23 protein-coding genes and 1 pseudogene are annotated in these 25,993 nt (G+C 63.0%); 8 read left to right on the plus strand and 16 right to left on the minus strand.

Annotated elements, in window-relative coordinates:
- Nucleotides 1-72: 72 nt before the first annotated feature.
- Nucleotides 73-879, minus strand: a complete 807-nt coding sequence (locus tag G5V57_RS23770) for an alpha/beta fold hydrolase (RefSeq protein WP_165170023.1) — start codon at nucleotides 877-879, stop codon at nucleotides 73-75.
- A gap of 344 nt (nucleotides 880-1,223) precedes the next feature.
- On the minus strand, nucleotides 1,224-1,823 hold the full coding sequence (locus tag G5V57_RS23775; protein WP_165170025.1) for a DNA alkylation repair protein: 600 nt from the start codon (nucleotides 1,821-1,823) through the stop codon (nucleotides 1,224-1,226).
- 183 nt (nucleotides 1,824-2,006) lie between these two features.
- Here G5V57_RS23775 and G5V57_RS23780 point away from each other — a divergent pair, with 183 nt between their 5' ends.
- Together G5V57_RS23780 and G5V57_RS23785 are read left to right on the plus strand one after the other, a co-directional pair.
- Nucleotides 2,007-3,245: an NAD(P)/FAD-dependent oxidoreductase gene (locus tag G5V57_RS23780; protein ID WP_165170027.1), complete on the plus strand. Its 1,239-nt coding sequence runs from the start codon at nucleotides 2,007-2,009 to the stop codon at nucleotides 3,243-3,245.
- 233 nt (nucleotides 3,246-3,478) lie between these two features.
- Nucleotides 3,479-4,624 (plus strand): calcium:proton antiporter, encoded by a 1,146-nt coding sequence (locus tag G5V57_RS23785; RefSeq protein ID WP_165170029.1) that lies wholly within the window; start codon nucleotides 3,479-3,481, stop codon nucleotides 4,622-4,624.
- Nucleotides 4,625-4,631: 7 nt separating this feature from the next.
- On the opposite strand, the gene G5V57_RS23790 is transcribed toward G5V57_RS23785, so the two are convergent.
- The 4 genes from G5V57_RS23790 to G5V57_RS23805 form a co-directional block, all read right to left on the minus strand.
- Nucleotides 4,632-5,489, minus strand: a complete 858-nt coding sequence (locus G5V57_RS23790; RefSeq protein ID WP_165170031.1) for a sugar phosphate isomerase/epimerase — start codon at nucleotides 5,487-5,489, stop codon at nucleotides 4,632-4,634.
- A gap of 42 nt (nucleotides 5,490-5,531) precedes the next feature.
- Nucleotides 5,532-6,680 (minus strand): dihydrodipicolinate synthase family protein, encoded by a 1,149-nt coding sequence (locus G5V57_RS23795; RefSeq protein ID WP_165170033.1) that lies wholly within the window; start codon nucleotides 6,678-6,680, stop codon nucleotides 5,532-5,534.
- Nucleotides 6,681-6,880: 200 nt separating this feature from the next.
- On the minus strand, nucleotides 6,881-7,660 hold the full coding sequence (locus G5V57_RS23800) for a 3-ketoacyl-ACP reductase (RefSeq protein WP_165170035.1): 780 nt from the start codon (nucleotides 7,658-7,660) through the stop codon (nucleotides 6,881-6,883).
- Complete coding sequence (locus tag G5V57_RS23805; RefSeq protein ID WP_165170037.1) at nucleotides 7,657-8,802, minus strand: acyl-CoA dehydrogenase family protein; 1,146 nt, start codon at nucleotides 8,800-8,802, stop codon at nucleotides 7,657-7,659. Before G5V57_RS23805 ends, G5V57_RS23800 begins: the two co-directional genes overlap by 4 nt.
- A gap of 133 nt (nucleotides 8,803-8,935) precedes the next feature.
- Here G5V57_RS23805 and G5V57_RS23810 point away from each other — a divergent pair, with 133 nt between their 5' ends.
- Together G5V57_RS23810 and G5V57_RS23815 are read left to right on the plus strand one after the other, a co-directional pair.
- Nucleotides 8,936-9,952: an aldo/keto reductase gene (locus G5V57_RS23810; RefSeq protein WP_165170039.1), complete on the plus strand. Its 1,017-nt coding sequence runs from the start codon at nucleotides 8,936-8,938 to the stop codon at nucleotides 9,950-9,952.
- A complete protein-coding gene (locus tag G5V57_RS23815) occupies nucleotides 9,949-10,413 on the plus strand; it encodes a MaoC/PaaZ C-terminal domain-containing protein (protein WP_165170041.1) in 465 nt (154 codons plus the stop codon). The genes G5V57_RS23810 and G5V57_RS23815 overlap by 4 nt, the downstream gene beginning before the upstream one ends.
- Before the next feature lie 27 nt (nucleotides 10,414-10,440).
- On the opposite strand, the gene G5V57_RS23820 is transcribed toward G5V57_RS23815, so the two are convergent.
- From G5V57_RS23820 to G5V57_RS23835, 4 genes are all read right to left on the minus strand, one after another.
- Entirely contained in the window at nucleotides 10,441-11,340 is a 900-nt protein-coding gene (locus G5V57_RS23820; protein WP_371744604.1) for a DUF429 domain-containing protein, read from the minus strand.
- Nucleotides 11,341-11,388: 48 nt separating this feature from the next.
- Nucleotides 11,389-12,147 carry a thermonuclease family protein gene (locus tag G5V57_RS23825; protein WP_246737342.1) on the minus strand — a complete coding sequence of 253 codons (759 nt, stop codon included), beginning with the start codon at nucleotides 12,145-12,147 and terminating at the stop codon, nucleotides 11,389-11,391.
- Between the two features lie 430 nt (nucleotides 12,148-12,577).
- Nucleotides 12,578-13,351 carry an enoyl-CoA hydratase/isomerase family protein gene (locus tag G5V57_RS23830; protein WP_206530093.1) on the minus strand — a complete coding sequence of 258 codons (774 nt, stop codon included), beginning with the start codon at nucleotides 13,349-13,351 and terminating at the stop codon, nucleotides 12,578-12,580.
- Complete coding sequence (locus G5V57_RS23835) at nucleotides 13,348-14,934, minus strand: acyl CoA:acetate/3-ketoacid CoA transferase (RefSeq protein ID WP_165174239.1); 1,587 nt, start codon at nucleotides 14,932-14,934, stop codon at nucleotides 13,348-13,350. Before G5V57_RS23835 ends, G5V57_RS23830 begins: the two co-directional genes overlap by 4 nt.
- Before the next feature lie 234 nt (nucleotides 14,935-15,168).
- Here G5V57_RS23835 and G5V57_RS23840 point away from each other — a divergent pair, with 234 nt between their 5' ends.
- Complete coding sequence (locus G5V57_RS23840) at nucleotides 15,169-15,858, plus strand: aldo/keto reductase (protein ID WP_246737343.1); 690 nt, start codon at nucleotides 15,169-15,171, stop codon at nucleotides 15,856-15,858.
- Between the two features lie 113 nt (nucleotides 15,859-15,971).
- Here G5V57_RS23840 and G5V57_RS23845 read toward each other — a convergent pair.
- The 5 genes and pseudogenes from G5V57_RS23845 to G5V57_RS23865 all read right to left on the minus strand — a co-directional run bounded on the left by G5V57_RS23845 (nucleotide 15,972) and on the right by G5V57_RS23865 (nucleotide 22,546).
- Nucleotides 15,972-17,628 (minus strand): annotated as a pseudogene (locus tag G5V57_RS23845) (GMC family oxidoreductase).
- 5 nt (nucleotides 17,629-17,633) lie between these two features.
- Nucleotides 17,634-18,584, minus strand: a complete 951-nt coding sequence (locus G5V57_RS23850; protein WP_165170045.1) for an ABC transporter permease — start codon at nucleotides 18,582-18,584, stop codon at nucleotides 17,634-17,636.
- A 4-nt stretch (nucleotides 18,585-18,588) separates the two neighbouring features.
- Nucleotides 18,589-20,121 carry a sugar ABC transporter ATP-binding protein gene (locus tag G5V57_RS23855; protein WP_165170047.1) on the minus strand — a complete coding sequence of 511 codons (1,533 nt, stop codon included), beginning with the start codon at nucleotides 20,119-20,121 and terminating at the stop codon, nucleotides 18,589-18,591.
- Nucleotides 20,118-21,095 (minus strand): ABC transporter permease, encoded by a 978-nt coding sequence (locus G5V57_RS23860; protein WP_165170049.1) that lies wholly within the window; start codon nucleotides 21,093-21,095, stop codon nucleotides 20,118-20,120. Before G5V57_RS23860 ends, G5V57_RS23855 begins: the two co-directional genes overlap by 4 nt.
- 356 nt (nucleotides 21,096-21,451) lie before the next feature.
- Nucleotides 21,452-22,546: a sugar ABC transporter substrate-binding protein gene (locus tag G5V57_RS23865; RefSeq protein ID WP_165170051.1), complete on the minus strand. Its 1,095-nt coding sequence runs from the start codon at nucleotides 22,544-22,546 to the stop codon at nucleotides 21,452-21,454.
- Nucleotides 22,547-22,812: 266 nt separating this feature from the next.
- On the opposite strand from G5V57_RS23865, the gene G5V57_RS23870 reads away from it, so the two are divergent.
- Both G5V57_RS23870 and G5V57_RS23875 read left to right on the plus strand, forming a co-directional pair.
- Nucleotides 22,813-23,466 carry a TetR/AcrR family transcriptional regulator gene (locus G5V57_RS23870; RefSeq protein WP_165170053.1) on the plus strand — a complete coding sequence of 218 codons (654 nt, stop codon included), beginning with the start codon at nucleotides 22,813-22,815 and terminating at the stop codon, nucleotides 23,464-23,466.
- 191 nt (nucleotides 23,467-23,657) lie between these two features.
- The gene (locus G5V57_RS23875; RefSeq protein ID WP_165170055.1) at nucleotides 23,658-24,911 is read left to right on the plus strand and encodes a lytic murein transglycosylase; all 1,254 of its coding nucleotides are present in this window, start codon (nucleotides 23,658-23,660) and stop codon (nucleotides 24,909-24,911) included.
- 56 nt (nucleotides 24,912-24,967) lie between these two features.
- On the opposite strand, the gene G5V57_RS23880 is transcribed toward G5V57_RS23875, so the two are convergent.
- Nucleotides 24,968-25,366, minus strand: a complete 399-nt coding sequence (locus G5V57_RS23880; protein ID WP_165170057.1) for an Ohr family peroxiredoxin — start codon at nucleotides 25,364-25,366, stop codon at nucleotides 24,968-24,970.
- Nucleotides 25,367-25,511: 145 nt separating this feature from the next.
- Between G5V57_RS23880 and G5V57_RS23885 the strand changes: the two genes are divergently transcribed.
- Nucleotides 25,512-25,979 (plus strand): MarR family winged helix-turn-helix transcriptional regulator, encoded by a 468-nt coding sequence (locus G5V57_RS23885; protein WP_165170059.1) that lies wholly within the window; start codon nucleotides 25,512-25,514, stop codon nucleotides 25,977-25,979.
- The last annotated feature ends 14 nt before the right edge of the window (nucleotides 25,980-25,993 follow it).

Below are 25,993 nucleotides of genomic sequence, written 5' to 3' on the forward strand. Positions count from 1 at the left end.
AGGACGAATTGCCGCTTCGGCGCACCGTCGACTATGCGACGAATAAGCCGCCCGGGAACCGTTAGATTACGTCTATCGCTCCTGGCGCATGAGAAACTCGAGTGTCTTTGCATTGAAATCAGCGACATTCTGGTAGATTGGTGCGTGTGAGCAGTCTTCAAAGACCACAAGCTCGCTGCCTGTGATGCCCCTCCTCATCGCCTCGGCAAAGCGCGTGGAAGTGACCATGTCATGGCGGCCGAACGTGATTTGCGTCGGGGCCTTAATCTGGCTTAGCTCGGATCCAGCGTCATGAGATATGACGGCGTTCGACTGGTTGAGGAAAGCTTCAAGCGGTTGCTTTGGTCGACTGCGGACGAATGCGGCGAGTTGATCGATATATTCCGGCTGGGCCGCATATAGCTCCGGCGTGAAGCACCATGGGAAAATGCCCTGGATGACCATCTCGGTCACGCTGCCAAGGCCTCTTGCCATGACTTGCCAGCTTTGAACCACGGCCCGAAGAAACGGGTCACTCTTCGACCAAGCGCTGTGGAGTGACAATGATTTCACCTTCTGCGGATAGCGGGCTGCGAGCCGCATGCCGGTAGCCGCGCCTAGCGAGAGACCCATGACATGGACCTCCTCGATCTTGAGCGCGCTCAGAAAAGCCGCGGCGTCGTCAGCGAAAAGCGCGGTGGAATAGGCGCCGGTCGGCTTATCGGTTTCTCCCGCGCCGCGTGGGTCAATGGAGATGCAGGTGAAACGCTTCGAATATTCCGCCACCTGGAAGGCATAGCAGGCGTTGTCAGCCGCTAGATAAGGAATCAAGAGCAGTGGTTCGCCCGCGCCCTGCTGCTCGTAATTCATGGTGATGTCGTTGATTTTGATTTTTGGCATGGTCCTTTGTCCCTTGTTTTTCAGCGAGGCGTGTGCTTGCTAAGAAATGAGACAACATCCGCGCAATTCGACATTAAGCCCGTGACCCGATGTATGATCCGGCCGTGCGTTGCAAGAGGGTCTCGCCGATCTGGCGGATGTGCGGTCTTGCATCAATATATCCGGCCTCTGATTGAAGCCTGCTGTGCTCCGGGCCACGATGGCATGAGCGCACCTGCGATCTCATAATCCGCAAGGAACACGTGAGGAGAGTATCTGTTCTTTCTGCCGTGGCAACGCTTTATTTGAGTCCGCAAATGCGCACCAAAGTGGACTGATCACGAACTATGAGCACGCGTGCCAATTCACATTCTACTGGCGCCGATGCCGGACAGGATGGCTTCGGCCTCGGTGCTTGCCGGTGTTTTTGCCTTGGCAACGTTGCGCAGCGCGGCCCGGACGGCGCCTCGCACAAGCTTGCGGTCATCGGCGGCGAGCTGGCGCAAAAGAGTGATGGCCTCGTCCGGAAAGCGGCGACCGAGGGTCTGGGTGAAAGCCGAGGCGACGTTCCAGCGGACCTGCTCGTCCGAGCGCGCCGCCATAGTCTTGAGCCACGGCAGGATCACGTCCGGGTAAGTCCAGCCGAGAATGCCGACCACAAACGGGCCGCAGCATTTGCGCACATAGGCGGACCGGTCGCCCATCAGGATCGCCAGCCGGTCGAGGATAGGGGGCCACAGCGATGCGTCCAGTTTCCGGCCCTTGCGAATGAGGCAGCCGAGGCAGGCCGCCCGCCGGACATACTCTGAAGTGTCGGTGACCCAATCCTGTGTAAGCGCGATGATCCGCGGTGGATCGTCTTCCACGAGATCCCGCAGCCTGTAGCCCGCGTCCTCCCGCGAATGCCAGTTGTCGGAGTCTGCCAACAGCCTGAGATCATGAAGTTCGCTCGACACTTTCGGCACGCTCGGTCCTGACAGGCTAGGTTAAGCCGTCGGATACTGACTGCTTATCCACCCGTCAAGCTTTTGCCCCTCGATCATCCCACCTTGGACAAGAAAGTTGTGATCTCAAAAAAATCTTGGGTTCCCATGTCACATCGCGCCAGTGACCCTCGTCTTGTCTTCGAAAGCCCCTTCAGAACGGAGATGATGATGACGTTTAATGTAGCGACCGCACCGGATGCCCTGCCTGGGAAAATTCTGGTCATCGGCGGCGGATTTGCCGGTTTTTGGGCGGCGCTCGCGGCCCGGCGGGTCGCTGGAACCCGGGCGGAGGTGACGCTGGTGTCGCCGGAACCGGTGCTCCAGATCCGGCCGCGGCTCTACGAAGCCCGCCCCGAAACACTCGGTGTCGACCTGCTGCCACATCTGCGGAGGGTCGCCGTCGCCTTTACGCGCGGCGAGGCGACGGGGCTCGACCCCGCGGCCAGGGCGGTCACGCTCGCCGGCGGCGAGCGCCTCTTCTATGACCGTTTGATCGTCGCGACCGGCAGCCGCATGCGCCGGCCTCCGATGCCGGGCGCCGCAACGGCTTTTTCGGTCGACACCCAGGCGGAGGCGATGGCCTTCGACCGGCGTCTGCGCGAGATCGCCAATGACGTGGCGGAGCCCGCCATCGCTGTTATCGGCGCGGGCTTCACCGGCATCGAGCTGGCGCTCGAGCTGCGCGACCGACTCATCGCGCATGAAGCCGATGGCGCGGCCGAGCGGGCGCGCATCATCCTGATCGACCGCGCCGATGTGGTGGGGCCTGAGCTTGGTCCAGGACCTCGGCCGGTGATCGAGGCGGCGCTCGCGGACGCGCGCGTCGAATTGCGCCTTGGCGCCACGGTGCGCGCCTTGGCGGCGGACCGCGTGAGCTTCGCCGATGACAGTGTGCTCGCGGCCGACGCGGTTGTGCTGGCGACCGGTATGGCCGCGGCGCCCTTCGCAGGAGTGATTCCCGGAGCCCGCGATACGCTCGGCCGCGTCATCGTCGATGCGGCGCTCAGAGTGCCGGGCGCACCCGAGATCTTCGTCGCCGGCGACGCGGCCGCGGCCGATACGGGCGACGGACACCCCGCGTTGCAGTCCTGCCAGCATGCGGGGCAACTCGGCCGCGTGGCGGGTGAGAATGCGGCGCGCGATCTCATTGGCGAGGCGCCCGTGCCTTACCGGCAGCTGCGCTACGTGACCTGCCTCGACCTTGGCCGTTCCGGTGCGGTCGTCACGGAGGGCTGGGAGCGTCGGGTCGAAAAGACCGGCAGCGCCGCCAAGGCGATGAAGCGGCTGATCAATACGCAGATCATCTATCCGCCGGCCGACGGCACGGCCGAGGCGTTGCTCGCCGGATCCCGCACCGACATTATCGAGAGGGTCGGCGGGCTGGATGTCGAGGCTGCCTGACGCCAGGCGTGATCGGCACACCGACCGGAAGCGCGCGATGCTGATCTCGACAACGTCGCGCGTCGGGCGCTTGCGGTATTTGCGCGAGGAGGTGCACAATTTGCGGCGACAGTGAAGGGGAATCCGCTTAAGCATGCGAGGCTCGGACACCCTTGGATTAATTGATGAAAACCCTTCTAAAGCCTCATAAATCAGCGTCGGAATCTGCCTCTGGATCTGCCAGCCTCCGCGATATGTTCCCTTTTGTCACCTGCGCGCGGCTGCTCATCGCCTGGATTGTGGTCATTGCCTTCCAGCTCGGTGGCTCGACTTGGCTCGCGGCTCCGATCACGCCCTTCACCGGCATCGTCAGCTTTATCGTGCTGTTCGCCACGATCATGACGGCATCGTTCGGCGTGGTGCGTGAGGCGGATCATCTCGCCCACCAGCTCGGTGAACCCTACGGCACGCTGATCCTGACGCTTTCGGTGGTGTCGATCGAGGTGATCCTGATCGCCGCGGTGATGGTCGGGCCCGGTGAATTTCCTACCATCGGCCGCGATTCGATCTTCGCCGTGATGATGATTATCCTCAATCTGGTGACCGGACTCTGCCTGCTGCTGGGGGGCCTTCGATATGGCGAGCAGGAATACAATGCGCAGGGTGCCATGACCTATATGTCGATGACGATTCTGCTGACCGGTACCGCGCTCGTGCTGCCCAATGCGCTGAGCACCGGCGATGGGACCTTCCCGCCCGGCCTGGCAATCGCCTTGTCGGTGCTGACGGTGCTGCTCTACGGGGCTTTTCTCGCCATGCAGACGAGCGACTACAGTCGCCTCTATATTCAGCCGCGCGCCGGTGAGCTCTCGGTTCCGTTGGACACCGTGGAGGACATCGCGGGGCAGGGCGATGCGAAGCCGGCGACGGGGGCGGCACTTGATCGCCAGGCCGTTCTGGTCCGCTCCGTGATTCTCGTCGCGTCGATGCTGCCTATCGTGCTTCTGGCGCATGATCTGGCGATCCTGATCGACCACGGCATCAAGCTCGCCGGCGCGCCGGTGGCACTCGGCGGCGTTCTGATCGCCATCATCGTGTTCACGCCGGAATCGATCACGGCGATCCGAGCGGCGCTGCGCAACGAGATGCAGCGGGTCGTCAATCTTTGTCTGGGCGCCTTCGTCTCGACCGTGGGCCTGACCGTGCCGGCAGTGCTGATCGTCGGCCTCATCACCGGCAAGACGGTGGTGCTGGGCATCAGCGCGGCCGAGACCGTTCTGCTGCTGCTGACGATTGCGCTCAGTACACTGACCTTCCTCGGACACCGCACGTCGCCGGCGCAGGGGCTGATGCATCTGATGCTGTTCGCGGTATTCGGCGTGCTTATTTTTGGAGCGTGACCGGCTTTCAGCACACCGACCGGAAGCGCTCGATGCAGGTCTGGAGGACCTCGTGCGGCGGGCGTTTCCACCAGTTCCGCGCCGAGAATATCTCCACTTCGCACAGGCCCTGATAGCCGGCAGCTTCGACCGCTTGGCGGATGGCCTTGAGATCGGCGACGCCGTCGCCCATCATGCCGCGGTCGAGAAGAACATCGCTCGTGTCGGCGAGCCAGTCGCAGAGATGATAGCCGAGGAGGCGGTCCTTGCCGGCCCGCTTGAGCTCATCGGCGAGCGTCGTGTCCCACCAGACATGATAGACATCGACGACGATGCCGACGGCATGGTCGATCAGGTCGCAGAGATCATTGGCGTCCTTGAGCGTGACGAGGCAGGAGCGATTGCCCCCGTAGACGGGATGCAAGGGTTCGAGCGCCAGCTTGACATCGCGCGCCGCGGCGACCGGCGCCATGCGCGCCACGGCATCGGCGACGCGTTCGAGGCTCGCCTTTATGCCTTTCGTGCCCGGTTCGACGCCGCCGACCACGATGGTAAGTACCTCCGCGCCGAGCCCCGCCGCCATGTCGATCGAGGCCTCGAAGTCGTCGAGCATCGCCTGCCGCGGTTGCGGCGCCAGCGGCCCGACCAGGAAGGGCGTGCGGCAAAGTCCCGCGACCTTGAGACCGACATTCTGCGCATGCGCGCCGATCTGCGTTGCGCGATTTCCGATTTCACGGCGCCAGAAGACGACGCCGCCCAATCCCATCTCGGCGCAGGCATCGATCACCTGTTCCGGCGACCAGCCGGCGCCATGGCCCTCGACATTATGGCCTAGCGTCGCGGTGTTGAGCGCCAGCGCCGAATGGTCATGGCTGAAATCACGCATCGCCATCTCCGTCACCCCGACGAAAGTTGCGCAACCTGAAGGTCACACTCCATAAAGCGCCAGCAGCGTTTTCATCCGCCGCATCGCGAGATCGGGATCGCGCAGCAGGCCGCAACCATCGGCAAGGCGAAACACTTCCGTGAAATAGGGCAGAGGCCGCATCGCCTGCGCGCCATTGAGCATGATGAAATGATCCTGGAAGCCATTGAGCCAGGCCAGGAAGACGACACCCGTCTTGTAGTGCTGCGTCGGCGCCCGGAAGATGAGGCGCGCCAGCGGCACGGTCGGGTCGAGGACGGCGTGAAAACCTTGCTTGTCGCCGGCCGCGAGCCTGGACATGGCGACGGCGGCGGCGGGTGCCAGCGGATCGAAGATGCCGAGGAGGGCATGCGAATAGTCCTGATCGTCGCCGGCGATCAGCTCCGGATAGTTGAAATCATCGCCCGTATACATCTTGACGCCTTCGGGCAGGCGCCGGCGCATCGCGATTTCCTTGTCCTTGTCGAGGAGCGAGATCTTGATGCCGTCGACCTTCGCCCTGTTTTCCTCGATCGCCGCGAGGCAGGTTTCCAGCGTCTTGTCGAAGAGGTCGGCCCCCCAATAGCCGGCGAGCGCGGGATCGAACATCTCGCCCAGCCAGTGCAGGATGACGGGGTGGTCGGCGCGCGCCAGGGCGTCGCGATAGATGGCGATATAGTCGTCCGGCGCGCGTGCGATCTTGGCGAGTGCCCGCGACGCCATCAGGATGAGGCGGCCGCCCACTTTCTGGATCGCGTCGATCTGCTGAGAATAGGCGTCGCTAATATCGTCGAGAGAACGGGCGTCACGCGCATCGAGATGATCGGTTCCCGCACCGTTGAAGACGAGCGCGTCGGGAAGTTCCTGCTTGGTGCGGCGGATCAGCTCGAGCGCGCCTTGCCAGTCGAGCCCCATGCCGCGCTGCGCCGTGTCCATCGCTTCGGCGATGCCGAGGCCGAGCGAGACGAGATGACGGCGGAAGGCGAGCGTCTTTTCCCAGTCGATCGCCGCGCGGCCCGTGGGGTCGGACGCGGTGAAGGGATCGGCGACGACATGGGCCGCCGAGAAGACGACGCGGTTGAAGTTGCGGTCGAACCTCGCGGTATCGACCGGCGCACCGGTGAGCGCGTAGGGAACGAGCTTTCCGCTCTCAGTAGGCAGGTCGATCTTCATGTCATGACTCCGAGCACAATATCCTTCCCCCTTGCGGGGAAGGTGATGTTCCCGGCTTCGGCCGGGGACACCGGATGGGGGTCGGGTGGTCTGTCAAATGTGCAAGAGATATTGAGACACCGCCCGACCCCCACCCCGGTCCTTCGGACCGACCCTCCCCGCAAGGGGGAGGGTAGAGCTGTGTGAGAGCGCAAAGCCATCTAAAACCTCTGCACCAGCATGCCGGCATCGGCCGAGATCACTTGGCCGGTCGTATAGGGAAGATCGCCCCGCGCCAGCGTCGCGGCGATGCGGCCGATATCGGCGGGCGCGCCCATGCGCGGCAGCAAGGTCAGGCCTTCATCCGCGATGCGGCGCTGATAGCTCTCCTTGGCGACACTCGTCATGGCGGTTTCGATGACACCGGGCTGGATGTCATAGACGGCGATGCCCTCAGGCCCGAGCCGCACCGCGAAGACCTTCGAGATCATCGCCGCCGCCGCCTTGGACGCGCAATATTCGCCACGCTGCACCGCCACGGCGATCGCATTGGAGGACGACACATTGATCAGGCTGTAGAAGCGTTCATCATCGCGCGCCCGCTTCACGAGCCGCCTGGCGAAAGCCTGACTCAGGAAGAACATCGCCTTGGCGTTGATCCTGATGCAGCGGTCATAGCTTTCCTCCGACACATCGAGAAGATCGCCGCGCGACAGGACCGACACGCCGGCATTGTTGACCAAAGTGGAGAGGGGACCGATGACCGCCTCGGCCTCGTCGAGCAGTCGCTCATGTCGCTTGATGTCGCCGATATCGGCGACGATCGTCACCACCTTGCCGCCATGCCGCGCCACCCTCTCGGCGGCGGCCGCCAGTTCCGCATCCACCGCCGGACCGTTGAGCGCGATGTCGAAGCCGCTTTCGGCCAAAGCCTCGGCGATGGCGAGCCCGATGCCGCGGCTCGAGCCGGTGACGAAGGCGGCGTGGCGTGGCGTCGTCATGCCGCCGCTCCGTTCTTCAGGAGCTCGCGCGCGATGATCGCCCGCTGGATCTGGTTGGTGCCCTCATAGATCTGGGTGATCTTGGCATCGCGATAGAGCCTCTCCACTTCGAAGCCGCGAATATAACCGCTGCCGCCGAAGATCTGCACCGCATCCGCCGAGCGCGCCACCGCCATGTCGGAGGCGAACCATTTGGCCATCGAGCAATAGCGCGTGGCATCCTCGCCGGCGTCGATCTTGGCCGCGGCACTGTGGACGAGAAGACGCGCCGCCTCGACGTCGCGCGCGATGTCGGCGAGCATCCACTGCACGCCCTGGAAATCGGCGATCGGCTTGCCGAACTGCCTGCGCTGCTTGGCGTAATCCAGCGCCGCCTCGAGTCCTGCCTGGCCGATGCCGACGGCAAGCGCGGCGATGCCGACGCGGCCTTTGTCGAGCACGCTCATCATCATGTGGAAGCCGCGTCCTTCCTCGCCGAGCAGCGCCTCGGGCGGCAGCCGCACATCGGCGAAGCTGAGCGCGCCGACCTGGCTGGCGCGCTGGCCCATCTTGTGCTCCTTGGGCCCGCGTGTGACACCCGCGCCCTTGAGATCTACGATGAAGATGCTCATGCCGCGATGGCCCGCCGCCTTGTCGGTGCGCGCGAGCACGAAGCCGACATCGGCGACGGGCGCATTGTGAATCCAGATCTTGCCGCCATTGAGCACCCAGCCCTCACCGTTGCGCACCGCTTCGGTGCGCAGCCCCGACACATCCGTGCCGGCCTCGGGTTCGGTGATGCAATAGGCGGCCTTGATCTCGGCGGAGAGCAGGCCCTGGAGCCAGTGCTGCTGCTGCGCCGGCGTGCCGTGGCGGACGAGCAGGGTGGAGACGAGCTCGACCAGGCCGCATTGATCGGCGACGGAGGCATAGCCGCGCGACAGTTCCTCCATGACCAGCGCATAGGTAAGCGTGTCGAAGCCGGGCCCGCCCATTTCTTCCGGCACCCCAATGCCGAACAGGCCCAGTTCTCCCATTTGTCTGTAGAGATCGGCCGGAAACCGCTCCTCGCGGTCGAGCGCCTCGGCCATCGGCCGGATGACCTCGTCAGCGAACTGCCGCGCCATGTCCCGGACCTGGATCTGGGTTTCGCTCAGCCGCATGGTCCGCCTTTCGTGATAACCATCTAGTTACTTAATACGGTGCTGACTGCCCCTTGTCAACGAGGTGTCTTGCAATCCGCGCTTCCCTATATTAGTAACTATATGGTTACATAAAAATCATGGGAGGATCGGGGTGCAGGTTTCCGCGAAAAGACGCTTCGGCCGCGCCGGTTTCGACGTCACGGCTTTTTCCTTCGGCACGGCGCCGATCGGCAATCTCTTCCGGCCGATCGACGATCAGACCTCGGATGCGATGATCCGGCAGTCCTGGGACGCTGGCGTGCGCTATTTCGATACCGCGCCCTATTACGGTCACGGCCTCGCCGAGCTGCGTCTCGGCCATTCGCTGCGCTGGAGGAACAGGGACGACTATGTCCTCTCCACCAAGGTCGGCCGCGTGCTCAAGCCGGCGCGCCGCTCCGCGATCGATTTCACGCCCTGGACCGCTGCCGCGGCGAACCGGCTCGAATTCGACTATTCGTATGACGGCACGATGCGCGCCTTCGAGGATTCGCTGCAGCGCCTGGCGCTCGAGCATGTCGAGATCCTGTTCATCCACGACATCGACAGTTTCACCCGCGGGTCGGAGCAGCCGGAAGTGTTCAAGCAGGCCATGGACGGCTGCTGGCGCGCGCTCGAGTCACTGCGCCGCCAGGGCGCGGTCAAGGCGATCGGCGTTGGCGTTAACGAATGGGAAGTCTGTCACGCCGCCTTGCAGATGCGCGACTTCGACTGCTTCCTCCTCGCCGGGCGCTACACGCTGCTCGAGCAGGAGGCGCTCGATGAATTCTTGCCGCTCTGCGAGAAGCGCGGCGCCGCGGTGGTGGTGGGCGGCGGCTTCAATTCCGGCATCCTCGCCACCGGCGCCAGGCCCGGCGCCAAATACAATTATTCGCCGGCACCCGAGCATGTGATGAAGAAGGTCGCCGCCATCGAGGAAGTGTGCAAGGCGTTCAACGTGCCTTTGCCGGTGGCGGCGCTGCAGTTCGTCGTCGCTCATCCGGCGGTGGCGTCTTTCTGCGCCGGCACGCGTAACGTCGAGCAGCTTCGCCAGAACATCGCCTGGTTCAGTGAAACCATTCCGGCCGATTTCTGGGCAACGCTCAAGAAGAAAGACCTCCTGCGCGAGGACGCGCCGGTTCCCGCATGACCGGTCGTCTCCTGCCTCCTGGCAGATATTTCTACGAGGATATCGACACGGGCGATGTGATCGAGACAGCCGCCCTCACCGTCACGACCGATCACATCGACCGCTTCGCCGATCTCACCGGCGACCGCTTCGAGATTCATATGAGCGAGGAGGGCGCGGCGAGGCACGGCTTTCCCAAGCGTGTCGCCCATGGACTGCTGATCCTGTCCCTGGTCGACGGCTTGAAGAACCAAACGGAAGCGCAATTCGCGGCGGTGGCGTCATTGGGCTGGGAGTGGAAATTTGCCGCACCGGTGCTGCCCGGCGATGCGATCAAAGCGCGGATGACCGTCACGGCTAAGCGCGAGACGAAGCGGGCTGACCGCGGCATCCTCACCATTGCCTTCGATGTAGTGAACCAGGACGCAAAGACGGTGCAATCCGGCATCAACACGCTGATGGTGCTGCGATCGCATTCCTGATATCCCTTGGTCTACCGGCAGTGCAGCTCAGGTGGTAGACACATGCGGAATGGCGCCATCCACCTTGACGGAACACATTCGGGCCGGTTCGATGAGGTACTCGCGCACTTTCGGGCTGGCCGGCAGGACCATATAGCCTGTAGTCAAATCACCCAATAGCAAGGACGCTTCGCGAGGACGCAGCCTCCAATGCATTGCGATCAGGGCACAAAGGACGGAGTCCATCATGTCCTGATCGGCCTTCCGCGGATCAGCAATTCTTCCGGCATCGCGACACCATGCCGCCAAGCTGTTGCATCCGAATGCAGATGCTTCCTGAGCCGCGATCTCTGCTACGCGAACCCAATCAATCAGACGAAATGTCTTCTTTCGAGCGGGGTTATACCTTGGACCACCTTTTCGCCCGAAGAAGCAATCGCCTAGTGACGCCAGAGCCAGTGCCGGAAAAACCTCGATCAGATATAGACCTGTCGACGCTGTTCGCGACTCTTCCGGATCTTGAATTGCACCAATCATGTCTAGGAAGCGCCAGATTGGTGAGGCGTCACAAAACATGCCGAGCCTTCCCCGGTTAGCTGGCTGCACTCCGCCGCCAAGCCAACTAACCAGGGAAGCGGCTGCGCGCTCAACTGGCCGCATGCTGGTCAAATTTGGAACGACGGTTGGTTGGTCAAGGGCAATCAGCGTATTGCCGCCCTCGAAGCGAGCTTTCCGGATAAAGGCGACCGCTTGATCGAATGAGACCAACTGCGGAGCATGGAATCGAACCGGAGTGCCATCGTTAAAGGCAATGGCGCAGATCGCGCCGGGAGCCTTTGGGTTATCTGCCCAGGCAGAATCAAATCCAATGTAGACGTCCATATCTGCTACCAGCATCTCAAAGAAAATATGCGCAAAACCAGCCACCGCCAGTCCATGTTCTGCCAAGCGCAGCGTCTTTAACGGCGTGTCTGGTTACCTTTGTTGGACCAACCATCAGCGGTACGGAGCCCGCCAACCTGCGGCTCTGGCCTCAGCCTCGCTACAGAACCATCTTTCACCCTTGGACGGCTCTATCACTGTCTTTGCATAATGCCTCGACCATGGGGCGTGATAGATCTTTTCACCTTTGGCATTGATGTTGCCCTTGATGGGGCACCCTTCTGAACTAATCTGCGCCGCGGTTGACCAGCGCCTGGCTCGGTACTCCCAAGGTGGCTGCGTCCTTGACTGCCAGATGCCAATTCTCATCGCTCGCGGCTTTTTCTCAAGAGCACTGTAATCGGGCGAATATCTCACGAATGCCCAGGCCAAGCCGGAAGCGACGAGCTTGGCGCCGACGTCGGGAACATCATCTGTCGAGCAGCGGGCGATCAGCCTTCCATATCTGTCGCGCTCATTGCCAACGCAATTGACTGTTTTGCCGTCGGTCATGGCCGCCAAGGCGCCGATGGCGGCCTTTGAACAATCCCAGACTCCTTTCGGAAGCTGGCATCTCTGCGCTGTCTCGGGCGCGTCGATCCCATAGACGCGAACTTCCTCTGATCCAACCCAAATCGTATCGCCATCAACGATGACTGCAGAGCCGGTGACAGTTTCGGATTGAGCGCTTTGAATGGTTATTACGCTGATGGCCGCAACAACAAGCGCTGCGGAGAGTTTCCGTATGAACGGGAAGGTGCGAGAATGAAAGTCGCCAATTTTGGGGTATGCAACTGAGCTTTGCATACGCGGCAAATCGGTAATATCGATCACGACGAAGTCGTCCCTTTGCGCTGATGATTGAACGGAGGGACGGGCATCTCGAAGGAATGTTTCCTGATCTGCTTCCGTCAGCCTGCAACGCGCGGAGACTAAGCATTCCCGCGCTGCGATTGCTTGTGGCGACCCGCCAAATTCTTGCGATTTGACGTCAGTCGCCTTCGGAACCAGAGAGTCTTAGGCAATTTTCGGCGCTTGTTTGTCATGAAAGGCAGGTCGGCCGAGCCACCAGTGGTTCACTAGCGGCGGTATCGACGACGTCAGCGTCTGGTATGACCGATTCCAACGATGCGCGCGGATATGACAGTGACAGTCCCGGCATGCGTCATACCGGCGTGCATCACGTCAAAACATGGCTATAATCACGGCCTTGGGCCGAGTCCTAATTGCAAGGAGGAGGGCAAGTAAGTGAGGCGGGCAACCCTCACGATCCCGAAAAATCCGGCTTCCGCTTGTTGCGGAACGCCTCGACGCCCTTCGCGAGATCGGGCGATCCGGCCGCCAGTTGCCCGGCGATCGCTTCGATTACGCGCTCGCGCTCCTCGCCTTCCGCCGCATTGATCAGCATCTTCGTGAGCTCGCTCGCCTGCGGGCTGCGATTGGCTATCTGGGCGGCGAGCGTGCGCGCCATGGCCAGGCCTTCGCCCGTCGCGCAGACACGATCCACCACCCGCAGAGCCAGGGCAGCTTCCGCGTCGAACATCTCACCCATCAGCGCCATGCGCCGCACCGCCTGCGGCCCGAAACGGCGCACCGCGCGCTGCGTGCCGGACCAGCCGGGAATGATGCCGAGCCCGCTTTCGGGCTGACCGAGACGGGCATGACGCTCGCAGATGCGATAATCGGCGCAGGCCGCGAGCTCGAGCCCGCCGCCGAGACAATCGCCATTGAGCACCGCGATCAGCGGCTGGCGCAACCGCGCCAGCTGATCGAAGACCTGATGCCCTTCGCGTATCCAGAAGCGGCCGAACTCTTCCGGCGTGTCGGCCGACCAGGCGCTGATATCGCCGCCGGCGCAGAAGCACTTGCTCCCCTGGCCGGTGAGGATCGCGACGCGCGCGGCGGAATGTTCGATCTCGCGACAGGCGCCGGCGAGGCCGGCCATCATCTTGCGGTCTAGTGCATTGAGCTTGGCCGGACGGTCGAGCGTGATGAGCGCGATGGCGTCTTCGATCTCGAGACGTATCCCTTCCATCACGCGGCTTCCGCCGGCTTGAGGCCGAAGCGGTCCTCATGGAAGAGCGAGGCGGCCATCAATCTCACATCCTTGGCGACGGCGAGCGGGATCTTCGCCTGCGCCAGCACGTCGCGCTCGAGATCGACGCCGGGGGCGAGTTCGGTGATGACGAGCCCGGAAGGCGTGAGCTTCATCACGCAGCGCTCGGTGACATAGGTGATGTCCTGTCCCTGCGCGATCGCTCGGGGGCCTGAGAAAGTGACCTGCTCGACCTTGTCGACGATCTTGGCGACCTTGCCTTCCTTCTCGATGACGAGGCGGCCATTGGCGACGGAGAGCTTGGCGCCGGCATTGAAATAGCCGGAGAAGACGATCTTGCGGGCGCGCGCCGTGATGTCGACGAAGCCGCCGACGCCGGCGGTCACATGCGGGCGCACCGAGAGCTTGGATACATTGACGGAGCCCTCGCGGTCGATCTGCAGGAAGGAGAGGAGCGAGGCGTCGAAGCCCGCCGCCTGGAAATAGGTGAATTGATGCGGCGAGGCGACGAAGGCTTCGGCATTGGCCGAGCAGCCGAATTTGAAGTCGAGGAGCGGCACGCCGCCGACGGCACCTTGCTCGATGACCCAGGTAACGTCGCCATGGCGGCCTTCCTCGATGAAGATGCGCGGCACATTGGCGGAGATGCCGAAGCCGATATTGACCGCCCAGCCGGATTTGAGCTCCATGGCGACGCGCCGCGCGATGACCTTGGCGATGTCAAACTGCGCCATGTGAAAGCTGTCGAGCGGACGGATCAGCTGGCCGGAGATCGCCGGATCATAGGGCGTCGCCGTCGTCTGCAACTGCTCCGGCGCCTCGACGATTATGTCGACGAGCATGCCGGGCACGCGCACGTCATGCGCCTTGAGCGAGCCCGACGCCGCGATGCGCTTGACCTGGGCGATGACGGTGCCCCCGCAATTATGCGCCGCGAGCGCCAGCTCCATGGCGCCGAGATAGGCGCCTTCATCCTCGAAAGTGAGATTGCCGCGCTCATCCGCCGTGGTGGCACGGATAATGGCGACATCGGGCTTGATCGCCGGGAAATAGAGCCACTCCTCGCCCTCGAATGGCATCTTCCGCACGATGGGCGTTGCGCGTGCCCGCGCATTCATGGCGCAGCCCTCGAGATCCGGATCGACGAAGGTGTCGAGACCGACCTTGGTGAGGACACCCGGCCGCATACCGGCGGCCTCGCGCAATATGTCGAAGAGGATGCCCGACGGTACATTGTAGGCCGCGACCTTATCGGCGCCGATCGCCTGCCAGATGGCCGGTGGCTCGGACGAGGAGGGGCCCGAGGGATAGGAGCCGCCGATGATCGTGGCGATCATGCCCTCATGGACAGCGAGATGATCGATGCCCTTGGTCCCGAACATGTCGCCGGCGGCGATGGGATGGATCATGCGCAAGGCGCGCGGATGCGCCTCGCGGGCAAAGCGCTCGCTTAGTGCTGCCAGCACGGCGTCGGGGCAGCACAGGCCGCTCGATGAATTGACCGCGACGGTCGCACCATCGGCTATGCCGGCGATCGCCTCGGCCGCGCTCCTGATCTTCGTCATCACCCGTGCCATGCCACGATCATCCTTGCCTTCAGATAAGTAACCAGATAGTTATTTATAGCGGCATTCGGGGCCCGCTTCAAGAGGCCCCCGGGAGGGAGCGGATGAGCATCTATTTCAGGAAGTCCTTTCAGCGCGTCTTCGGCACCTTTCCCTTGAAGGGAGCCGAGCTCGAAGGCGCGGTGACGGCGGCGGCAGCGGCTGGCTACCGCGCCATCGACACGGCGCAGATGTATGGCAACGAGGCGGATCTGGGGGGCGGCACTCGCGAAGCTGTCTCTGCCGCGCGACGAGCTTTGCATCGCCACCAAGGTGCATCCCGACAATTTCCCGAAGGACCGCTTCATCCCCAGCGTGAAGAAGAGCTTAGACGATCTGGGGCTTGATTACGCCGACGTGCTGTTCCTGCACTGGCCGCCGGTCGGCGGCGACATCCGCCCGTCGCTCGAACTGCTTGCGCAGGCGCACCGTCTGGGGCTCACCAGGAATATCGCGGTCTCGAACTATACGGTGGCGATGATGCGCGAGGCGCGCCGGCTCGTTTCGGCGCCGATCGCCTCCAACCAGGTCGAGTTTCATCCTTTGCTCGACCAGTCGAAGCTCCTGGCCGGCGCCGCCGAGACCGGCATCCCGCTTTCCGCTTATTGCTCGGTGGCGCGTGGCAAGGTCTTTGCCTATCCGCTCTTCGCCGAGCTCGCCAATGATTATGGCCGCTCGCCCGGTCAGATCGTGCTGCGCTGGATCCTGCAGATGGGTGTCGCCGTCAACACCATGTCGACCAAGCCGGGCAATATCCGCGCCAATTTCGACGTCATGGATTTCACCTTGTCGAGCATCGACATGGCGCGCATCACGGCGCTCACGAAGACAAACCACCGCATCGTCACGCGTGACCTGGTGAAATGGGCGCCGGAGTGGGATTGAAGGACACGTCAGGCCTCTCAGGCATTTTCCCCTCTCCCGCTTGCGGGAGAGGGTGCCCGAAGGGCGGGTGAGGGTGTTGGTTCAGCAAGCGCATCTTTCACCGAAGGACACCCTCATCCGGCGCTTCGCGCCACCTTCTCCCGCAGGCGGGAGAAGGGGAAAGGTCCCACGCCTACCTGTTCCCCCCTGATCAGATCCGCCGCCTTCTCGCCGATCATGATGGTCGCGGCATTGGTGTTGGAGCCGATGAGGCTCGGCATCACGGAGGAGTCGCAGATGCGCAAACCCTCGATGCCGCGCACCCGCAATTGCGGATCGACCACGGCCCGCGCATCCGAACCCATGCGGCAGGTGCCGACCGGGTGATAGGACGTTCGCCCATATTGGCGCGCATAAGTCTCGAAATCGGCCTGCGTCCTGACCGCCGTGCCTGGAAAATGCTCGCGCTTCACATATTTCGCGAAAGCCGGCTGGTGCATCACATCGCGGCTTATTTTGACCCCCTTCCACCGACGTCTTGAGGTCGTCGGGCTCGGCCAGGAAATTCGGATCGACCAGCGGCTTGTCGACATAGGATGCTGAACGCAGGCGCACGCTGCCGCGGCTCTTGGGCCTGAGCGTGTAGGAATTGAGCGTCAATCCTGAGCCCGACGGCACGGTCGGCACACCTGCCTCGACGCCGGCCCCGCACAAAAAATGGAACTGCAGATCGGGACGCGTAGCACTCTTGTCGGCATACCAGAAGGCGCCGCCTTCGACGACATTCGATGCCACCGGGCCCGACTTGAAGAGATAATATTGCAGGCCCGCCCACATCATCCAGTGCGGCTTGTTGTATTTGTCGAGGCTGTAGGGCCCGCTCAATTCATAGACGAGATCGATGCCGTAATGATCGGTGAGATTGCGCCCGACATCGGGCGCCTCCGCCTCGACCGTAATGCCGAGCGAGGTCAGATGATCGGCCGGTCCGATGCCGGAGAGCATCATGAGTTTCGGCGAGCCGATGGCGCCCGCGGCGACCAGCACTTCGCGCTCGGCTGCGACCATCGCCTCCGATCCGTTCAGCCAATAGCGCACGCCTGTGGCGCGGCCTTTCTCAACGGCAAGCCGCGACACCTGGCAGTCGGTGCGGATGGTGAGGTTCTTGCGCGCGCTGATCGGCCGGAGATAGGCTACCGCCGCCGAGCAGCGCCGCGCCTCGCGTATCGTCGTCTGATAGATGCTGGCGCCCGCCTGTTGCGGGCCGTTGAAGTCAGGATTGTAGTCCATCCCATATTGCTGGCAGGCCTGGACGAAGACCTGGCTCATCTTCTGCGGCGAAGCGATGTTGGAGACGCCGAGCGGGCCCTCTGTATTGTGCCAGTCGCCGGCCAAGGTGTCGTTGCCCTCGGCGCGCAGGAAATAGGGCTGCACGTCCTTGAACGACCAACCGGTCGCTCCTTCCTCATTCGCCCAGCGGTCATAGTCGCTCGGATGGCCGCGCGTATAGATCTCGGCATTGATCGAACTGCCGCCGCCGATGACGCGTGCCTGCGCATAGGTGATCTCGCGGTTTTGCGCGTGTTTCTGCGGCACCGTGACGAGGCCCCAGGTCAGGGGCCCGGTGGTCATCTTGGCGAAGCCGACCGGCATATGGATGTAAGGGTTTCGGTCAGACCCGCCCGCTTCGATCAGCAGCACGCGGCAGTCGGGATCTTCCGACAGCCGGTTGGCCAGCACGCAGCCCGCAGACCCGCCGCCGACGATGATATAATCGTAGCTTTCCGTCATCGCCGTCACTTCACCACGAGCAGCTTGCTGCGGTCCAGCGTGATGGCGACGGCGGCGACCAGGATGAAGCCGAACACGATCTGCTGGGCGAAGACGGAGACGCCCATGAAGGTCATGCCGATGCGCACCACCTGCACGATGAGCGCGCCGACGAAGGTGCGCCACACCGAGCCGACGCCGCCGGTGATCGCCGTGCCGCCGACGATGATCGCGGCGATGGCGGGCAGCAAAAACTCGTTCGCCAGCGTCGGCGAGCCCGAGCCCAGGCGCGCCGCCATGACGACGCCGGCGATCGCCGCCATCGTGCCCGACAGCGTATAGGCGGCGATCTTGATGCGATCGACATTGATGCCCGACGCGATGACCGCCTGTTCCTGGGCGCCGATGGCGCGGATGAGCCGGCCGAAAGGTGTCAGCTGCAACAGTATGCTCAAGGCAACCAAGGCGACGGCGCCGACCCAGATTTCGTGCGGCACGCCCAGCGTCTCGCCGACCGCCCAGGAGAGATAGCTCGCCGACAGGTCGGGCGGGATATTGATCGAGCGGGTGTCGGAGAACCAGTAGGCGGCCGAGAGCACGACGCCACTTACCGCCAGCGTTGCGATGAAGGAGGGGATGCGCAGCCTGGTCGAGACGATGCTGCCAGCGAAACCCGCGACAGCGCCGCCCAGCACCGCCAGCGGGATCGTCCAGATGCCGAAGCGCCCGAGATAGGCGGCGAGGATGCAACTCGCCATCGAGGCCACCGCCTGGATCGACAGGTCGATGCCGCCGATCATGATGACGAGTGTCACGCCCGAGGCCATCAGGAACAGCGTCATCGTGTCGGCCGTCACGGTGAGGAAATTGTCGACCGAAAAGAAGCTCGGATCATAGGCGCCGACGAGCAGCACCAGCACGATGAGGAAGATGATGGGCAGATAGGTGTGGATGCGGTCTTTCCATTCCTTGCTCATGAGGTCACACCATATGCTGCACGAGATCGAGCTGGGTCGGCTTGCCGCCGGGCGGTGAATCGAAGGCCGCGGTGACTTCACCGTCGCGCATCACCAGGATGCGGCTGGAGAGGCCGATGACCTCTTCGAGCGTATCGCCGAGCAGGATGACGGCGAGGCCTTCGCTCGTCATGTCACGCACCAGCTCATAGACGTCCTCCTTGGCGCCGACATCGATGCCGCGTGTCGGATGATCGAGGATCAGCACCTTGACGCCGGCGATGCGCCATTTGGCGAGCACCACCTTCTGCTGATTGCCGCCGGAAAGCCCACCGACCATGGCATAGGGCGAGGGCGTCTTGATCTTCAGCCGGTCGATCCAGGCTGTGGCCTGAACCTTCTCGGCGGCGAATTTGAGCATGCCGGCGGCGACGAATTTCGGCAAGGCGGCGAGCGTCATGTTCTCGGCGACGTTGAGTTGCGCGACGAGGCCCTCGACTTTGCGCTCCGCCGGCACCAGTCCGATGCCCTTCGCGGCGGCCTGCGGCACGGAGGCGAATCTGGCCTGCTGGCCGTTTACCGTCAGCGTGCCGGCATCCGCGCGGGCATGGCCGGCGAGGCAGCGCGCCAGATCCTCGCGGCCCGAGCCGATGACCCCGGCGATGCCCAGCACTTCGCCTTCGCGCAAAGCAAAGCTGACATTCTTGAAGCCGCCCGCCTTGCACAATCCCTTGGCCTCGATCAGCACCTTGTCGGAACACGCCGTCTGGCGCGCCTCGCGGTAATATTCGGTGTGGAGCTGGCGGCCGACCATATGTTGATGCATGTCCTTTTCGGTGGCGCCTTTGCCCTCGAACTCCTTCACCACCTTGCCGTCGCGCATCACATAGATGCGGTCGGAGACGGCCAGCACCTCGTCGAGCCGGTGCGAGATGAAGGCGATCGAGGCGCGCTTCTTGAGATCGGCGATGATGGCGAAGAGGAGCTCGACCTCCTTGCGCTCCAGAACCGAGGTCGGCTCGTCGAGCAGGATGGTGATATTGCCGCTGATGCGGCTGTCGAGCGACAGCGCCTTGGCGATCTCCACCATCTGCCGGTCGGCGAAGGTGAGCTTGGCGCACGGCGTGCCCGGATGGATGTCGAGATGCACCTTCTTGAGCTCGGCCGCCGCCGCCTCGTTCATCCGTGCCTTGGAGACGAGGCCGAAGCGCAGGAACTCCTCCTCGCGGCCGAGAAAGATATTCTGCGCCACGGTGAGCGACGGCAGGATCGTCTGCTCCTGGAACACCATGGCGATGCCGGTGTCGAAGGCTTGGCGCGGCGAGGCGATCTTGACCGTCTTGCCGTCGACCAGAACCTCGCCGGCGTCGGGCTGATAGATGCCGTTCAGAACCTTGAGCAGCGATGTCTTGCCCGCACCATTCTCGCCGATGAGCCCGACCACTTCGTTGCGCCCGATGGCGAGCGAGACATCATCGAGCGCCTTGACGCCCGGAAACGACTTCGAGACGCCGCGCAATTCGAGCGCCGGTATGGCGAGGCGGGCAGGGGCGTTCATTTGACCACCGCGAGGCGCGAGCGGTCGAGCGCCAGAGCGACGGCCGCGATGATGAGAATGCCCTGCACGCCTTGCTGCACATAGGGCTCGATGCCCATCAGCACCATGCCGTTAGCCAGCACCACGACGATGAAGACGCCGATGACGGAATTGACGACCGAGCCGACGCCGCCCGACAGCGCCGTGCCGCCGACCACGATCGCGGTGACGGTGGTGAAGAGGCGGCCCTGGCTGATCAGCGCATGGCCTTGGCCGAACTGCGCCGCCGCCAGCACGCCGCCGAGGCCATAGAACAGGCCGGCGAGGGCGAAGACCAGGATGCGTGTCTTCTCGACCGGAATTCCGGCGAAGCGCGCCGTCACTTCATCGGTGCCGATGGCATAGATCCATGCGCCGATGCGGGTGCGCTGCTGGATCGTCAGCGCGACAAGGAAGGCGGCGGTTGCGATCCACACCGCCATCGGCACGCCGAACACGCGCCCGAGCGAGAGATAGCGGAAGGTCGGATCGGCGATGCGCACCGTGAGCCCGCCGAGGATCGCGGTGGCGATGCCGAGCCCGGCAAAGCCGATGCCGAGCGTCGTCATGAAGGAAGGCGTCTTGAGCTTCACATGTACGATGCCGTTGAGAAGGCCCATGGCGCCGCCGATCGCCATGGCGATCGGCACGGCGAAGAGGCCTAAGGAATAGCTGGTGATGTCATTGGCGACGAGCAGGCTCGCGATGACGGCGGTCAGCGCCACGATGCCTTCGACCGAGAGATCGATCGAGCCCATGAGGATGATGAAGGTGGCGCCCATGCACAAAACGACCGGGATCGCCGCCGAGTTCAGCAGCCGGATGAAATTGCCGATGCTCAGGAAGTTCGGGTTGAACAGTCCGATCAGGATGCAGAGTGCGACGAGCACCAGCACCGGCGCCCAGCGACGCCAGTGCTCGAGATAGGAGAAGGATGTCGCCTTGCTCGTCTGCATGGCCTGAGAAGTTCCCGTGTGGACGATCTCCAATTTTGTCCTCTCCGTCTACGGCCTATCTCGGGCTTTCCCCCCTCTCCCGCTTGCGGGAAAGGGTGCCCGACAGGGCGGGTGAGGGTGTTGGTTCGATTATCGCGTTATTGTCAGGTTATTCGCTCGCTTTGCAACGACACCCTCATCCGGCGCTTCGCGCCACCTAGATCACGATCAGGTCAAATCGTTACGATTTGACCTGATAGCGTGATCGAAATCTTAGGTTTGGCGCGCGATCGGACGGAAAACCGGTATCCACTTTTCCTGATCGCGCGCCTGCCCGCAAGCGGGAGAAGGGGAGGTTCAGCAAGAGATCGCACCGGTCACTTGCGATACTGCACCTGTCCCGTCGCCTTGCCCCACAGATCGTTGAAGTCGGTCTTGGGCGGGTTGGCCTTATAGGCGGCGACATTGTCCTTCGTCACCACGACACCGGTGCCGTAGAATTCGCGATGCTCTTTCGGCTCCTTGGTGATGTCGATCTTGCCCGTCACATGCGCATAAGGAATGGCGAGGCCCATCGAGCCGGTCCACATCGGATCCCACGCCACCGTGCCCGCGAACTCGCCGGCCTCTATGGCCGCGAGCGCGGCGTCGATGCCGTCGATGCCGACCACCGGCACCTTGCCCGCGAGACTGTTCTGCCGCAGCGCCTCGAGCGCCCCCATGCCCATGCCGTCATTGGCGGCGAAGACACCCTTGATCTGGTCGCCGAAGCGGGTGATCCAGGCTTGCGTGATATCGAAGGCCTTCTGCTCGTTCCAGTCGGCCGGCTGGAAATCGAGCAGCGTCACCTTGCCGTTGGTCTTGGCGATGGCGTTGTCGAGGCCGAGCTTGCGCTCGATCGCCGGCACATTGGAGAGGATGCCGCCCAACGCCACGATGCCGCCTTCGCCGCCGAAGGCCGCGAACAGCGCATTGGCGATCGCCTCGGCATTGGGCACACCGTCGAAGGACATATGCGCCACATAGTTGGGGTCGAAATCCCACGGATGCAGATCGTCCGGCTTGTTCCACTGGGTGACGACATAACCGCCGGCCTTCTTCACCTCTTCGACGATGACGCGCGCATCGGGCGAGTCGTTCGGATCGACATTGACGATGAGCTTGCCGCCGGTGCGCTGGAGCAGCGCCTTGATGTCGGAGACGCCTTTCTCCGAATTGCCTTCCGTCACCAGCATCTCGTATTTGGCGCCGATCGACTTGGCGAATTCCTCGCCGCCTTTGGCGAAAGTCGCGTGATAGGGATTGGCGAGCGAGCGCATCGAATTGGCGAGCGTCCAGGTGGTTTCCTGGGCGATGGCCGGTGCGGGGAATGTGCCGCCGAGGATACCGGCACCACTCAGGCCGGCGATGCCTTTCAGAACGGAGCGGCGATTGAGCTGTACGGATTTACGCGAGACGGTCTTGCTCGTCATGGTTCCTCCCAAGGAATGAATGCGCTTGTTGTTTTGTGCACTAACTGGTTACTTCGTTAGTGGATTTCCGCCGGCTTTTCAAGAGGCAGATTCCGGCAAGAGGACGAGAGACCATCGCCCGGGCTTCCTGCGAAATCGCCCTGCCGCGCTTAACAGATTGAAATATTTGCCGGTTGGCGGCATTACGGTAACTCGAAGCGCGCTGGACAAGCGCCGATTCCTATGTAACTGTTTAGTTATATCCGGGGCGTTCTGGGAGACTGGTGATGGCGAGATCTGCGACGGCACGGGGAGAGGCGGCACCGCGCGCCCGCGATGCCGAGGCCACCCAGAAGCGCATCCTGGCGGCGGCCAAGCGCGAATTTTCCCGTCTGGGCCTGGGCGGGGCGCGCGTCGACGACATCGCCGAGAAGGCCAATGCCAACAAGCGCATGATCTATCACTATTTCGGCAGCAAGGAGGACCTGTTCAAGAAGGTGCTCGAGGATGCCTATCAGGACATCCGCGCCGCTGAATCGAAACTCGATCTCGCCGGCCTGCCGGCCGAGGCGGCGCTCGAGAAGCTCGTGCGCTTCACCTGGAAATATTATCTCGACCATCCGGAATTCCTCACCCTCGTCAACAGCGAGAACCTGCACAAGGCGCGCCATCTCAAGACCTCGCAGAATATCGAGGCGATCAACCGGCCGCTGCACGGCATGGTGCAGGACATCATCGACCGCGGCGTGCGCGAGGGCGTGTTTCGTTCAGGGATAGACGAAATGCAGCTCAATGTGACGATCGCGGCGGTGAGCTACTACTACTTCACCAACCGCTTCACCGGCGCCGTCGTCTACAAGCGCGACTTCATGACGCCTGAAGCGTTGCAGGCGCGCATCGACTTCAATGTCGACACCATCCTCAGGCTCGTGCGCGCTTGACGCGCTCGGATGACGCTATTGTGAATTGACAAACCATGTTCCGTGATCCCGACGAAAGTCGGGATCCATTAAATCGCTTCACTCCCGGCAGCGAAGCAGGCATGCTCGCGCCCGCGCCAAAATTGTGTCGCAGTTTCGGGTGAGTCTTTCTTCTTTAGGGAGTCATTTGCGAATAATCGCGGACAGGGCATATGTCCTGTGCCGCGAAACAGGGGAGCGTTGCGCTGACCGTTACCATTGTCCGCCTGTCACGCCGACTGCGCTTGGGCGTCGGCGCGCTGATCATCGCCGCTCTGGCGATGGGGCTGGCGGCGCCATCGGCCAAGGCCGCGCCTTTCGAGACCTGCGTCAAAGGCCTCAGAACGAGCGCGATCAAGGCCGGCGTCAGCCCTGACATCGTCGAGGCGGCCTTCCGCGATATGACTTTCGACGAGCGCGTGCTGCGCTTCCAGCGCAGCCAGCCGGAATATCGCCTGGCGATCTGGGACTACATGGCTTTTCTGGTCGATGAGGCGCGCATCGCCGACGGCCGCAAGATGCTCGAGATCGAGGCGAAGTCGCTCGCCGCCATCGAGAAGGCCTATGGCGTCGACAAATACGTGCTGGTCGCATTGTGGGGCGTCGAGAGCGATTACGGGCGGCTGGAAGGGGACTTCCATCTGCCCCGCGCGCTGGCGAGCCTCGCCTGCGAAGGCAAGCGGGCGGCGCTCTTCAAGGCCGAGCTTTTTCATGCGCTGAAGATCGTCGCCGCCGGCGATGTGAAGCTCCAGGATTTCACCGGCCCCTGGGCGGGCGCCTTTGGTCATACGCAATTCATGCCCTCGACCTATCGCCGGCTCGCCGTCGATTTCGACCGCGACGGGCGCAAGGACACGATCAACTCCATTCCCGATGCGCTGGCCTCCGCCGCCAATTACTTGAAGCGTTCCGGCTGGCGGCCGGGCCAGGCCTGGGGCTTCGAGGTCAAGGTGCCGGCCTCCTACAAGGGGCCGACGGGGCGCACGCGCAAGGCCGCCATTTCGGCCTGGGCCAAACGCGGCATCAGGCGGGCCGATGGCGCGGCACTGCCTAAAGCCGGCTCTTACGGACTGATCCGGCCGGCGGGCCGCGGCGGGCCGGCCTTTCTCGTGTCGCGCAATTTCGACGCGCTCTATTCTTACAATGCGGCGGAATCCTACGCGCTGGCGATTGCTCATCTCTCCGATCGTCTGCGCGGCAAGGGGGCGTTCAGGACCGCCTGGCCGACCGATGATCCGGGCCTCTCGCGCGCCGAGCGCAAGCGCCTTCAGGAATTGCTGATCGCGCGCGGTCTGTACAAGGGCGAGGCCGACGGGCGCATGGGGCCGCTCACCGCGGCGGCGATCCGGGAAGCCGAGAAGCAGGCAGGCATGAAGCCCACCGGACGGCCAGGTGCCCGTATCCTAAGAGTATTGGCCGAAAATTGAGGGGCGATCCCGACCCGGCGCGCGCTGCGCCAGGCCGGTGAATTGTGTTGGCGCATTCACGCCACATGTGTTTCGACGTCGATATTGCCATGCGTCGCCTTGGAATAGGGGCAGATGCCATGCGCCGCGTCGGCGAGGCTGCGCACCATTTCCTGATCGAGGCCCGGAATGCTCACATCGAAGCGCGCTTTGAGGAAGAAGCCCTTGGGGCCGCCATGCAGCAGGTTGATCTCGGCGTCGACCTCAGGCGGGTTCGCCAGCTTGATCTTGCGCTGGGTGGCGGCGAGCTCGATGGCGCCCAGATAGCAGGCCGACCAGGCGGTGGCGAAATGGTTCTCGGCGGCGGGATGCGGCTCGGGCAGCTTGATGTCGAGACTGCCGTCGCGGCTTTTCGAAGCGCCGTTGCGGCCGGCGACGGTGTGGGTCTTGCCGGTGAAGAGGATCTTGTCGGTCATGGCGATGTCCTTTCAGGTTGAAAAATCGTGTCCGATTTAATCGGATGCGATGTAAATAAAGAGACTGATGCCGGATGTCAAGCCCTTCCGATTAAATCGGATGCGATATATATAAGGGGAACTCTGAAATCCGCTGGAGATCGCCATGTCGACGCCCGCAAATTCACCTTCCGAAAGCCGTAAGCTCGCGAAATTCCTGTGTTTTGCCGTCTATTCCGCCAATCTCGCTTTTGGCAGGGTCTATAAGCCCGTCCTCGACCGGCTCGGCCTGACCTATACTCAATATATAGCACTGGTGGCCTTGGGCGACGAGGACGACCAGACGGTAGGGGCGCTGGGCGAGAAGCTCTTCCTCGAATCCAATACCCTGACCCCCATCCTCAAGAAGCTTGAATCGGCCGGTTACATCGAGCGCCGCCGTGACCCGGCCGACGAGCGCCAGGTGAAGGTGCGGCTGACGGAGGCCGGCCGCCTTCTGCTCGAGCGTTTCGACACGGAGTCGGGGCCGCTGCTGATCAAGGCGGCCGGGCTCGGGTCCGAGTTTCCGAAAGTGCAGCAGGAAGTGGTCGAGCTCCGCGACAATCTCCTGCGTTCGCTGAAGACGGAAGGGTGACCTCTCAAAGCGCA

The sequence above is a fragment of the Nordella sp. HKS 07 genome, from assembly GCF_011046735.1.
Taxonomy (GTDB): Bacteria; Pseudomonadota; Alphaproteobacteria; order Rhizobiales; family Aestuariivirgaceae; genus Taklimakanibacter.

Excerpts from the sequence above, each read along its gene's own strand:
- G5V57_RS23870 (WP_165170053.1), top strand. The coding sequence starts at position 22,813 with ATGGCGAGATCTGCGACGGCACGGGGAGAGGCGGCACCGCGCGCCCGC.
- G5V57_RS23840 (WP_246737343.1), top strand. The coding sequence starts at position 15,169 with ATGGCAACGAGGCGGATCTGGGGGGCGGCACTCGCGAAGCTGTCTCTG.
- G5V57_RS23865 (WP_165170051.1), bottom strand. The coding sequence starts at position 22,546 with ATGACGAGCAAGACCGTCTCGCGTAAATCCGTACAGCTCAATCGCCGC.
- G5V57_RS23885 (WP_165170059.1), top strand. The coding sequence starts at position 25,512 with ATGTCGACGCCCGCAAATTCACCTTCCGAAAGCCGTAAGCTCGCGAAA.
- G5V57_RS23770 (WP_165170023.1), bottom strand. The coding sequence starts at position 879 with ATGCCAAAAATCAAAATCAACGACATCACCATGAATTACGAGCAGCAG.
- G5V57_RS23815 (WP_165170041.1), top strand. The coding sequence starts at position 9,949 with ATGACCGGTCGTCTCCTGCCTCCTGGCAGATATTTCTACGAGGATATC.
- G5V57_RS23850 (WP_165170045.1), bottom strand. The coding sequence starts at position 18,584 with ATGAGCAAGGAATGGAAAGACCGCATCCACACCTATCTGCCCATCATC.
- G5V57_RS23790 (WP_165170031.1), bottom strand. The coding sequence starts at position 5,489 with ATGCGTGATTTCAGCCATGACCATTCGGCGCTGGCGCTCAACACCGCG.
- G5V57_RS23835 (WP_165174239.1), bottom strand. The coding sequence starts at position 14,934 with ATGACGAAGATCAGGAGCGCGGCCGAGGCGATCGCCGGCATAGCCGAT.
- G5V57_RS23860 (WP_165170049.1), bottom strand. The coding sequence starts at position 21,095 with ATGCAGACGAGCAAGGCGACATCCTTCTCCTATCTCGAGCACTGGCGT.
- G5V57_RS23875 (WP_165170055.1), top strand. The coding sequence starts at position 23,658 with ATGTCCTGTGCCGCGAAACAGGGGAGCGTTGCGCTGACCGTTACCATT.
- G5V57_RS23785 (WP_165170029.1), top strand. The coding sequence starts at position 3,479 with ATGTTCCCTTTTGTCACCTGCGCGCGGCTGCTCATCGCCTGGATTGTG.
- G5V57_RS23780 (WP_165170027.1), top strand. The coding sequence starts at position 2,007 with ATGATGATGACGTTTAATGTAGCGACCGCACCGGATGCCCTGCCTGGG.
- G5V57_RS23880 (WP_165170057.1), bottom strand. The coding sequence starts at position 25,366 with ATGACCGACAAGATCCTCTTCACCGGCAAGACCCACACCGTCGCCGGC.
- G5V57_RS23800 (WP_165170035.1), bottom strand. The coding sequence starts at position 7,660 with ATGACGACGCCACGCCACGCCGCCTTCGTCACCGGCTCGAGCCGCGGC.
- G5V57_RS23805 (WP_165170037.1), bottom strand. The coding sequence starts at position 8,802 with ATGCGGCTGAGCGAAACCCAGATCCAGGTCCGGGACATGGCGCGGCAG.
- G5V57_RS23855 (WP_165170047.1), bottom strand. The coding sequence starts at position 20,121 with ATGAACGCCCCTGCCCGCCTCGCCATACCGGCGCTCGAATTGCGCGGC.
- G5V57_RS23795 (WP_165170033.1), bottom strand. The coding sequence starts at position 6,680 with ATGAAGATCGACCTGCCTACTGAGAGCGGAAAGCTCGTTCCCTACGCG.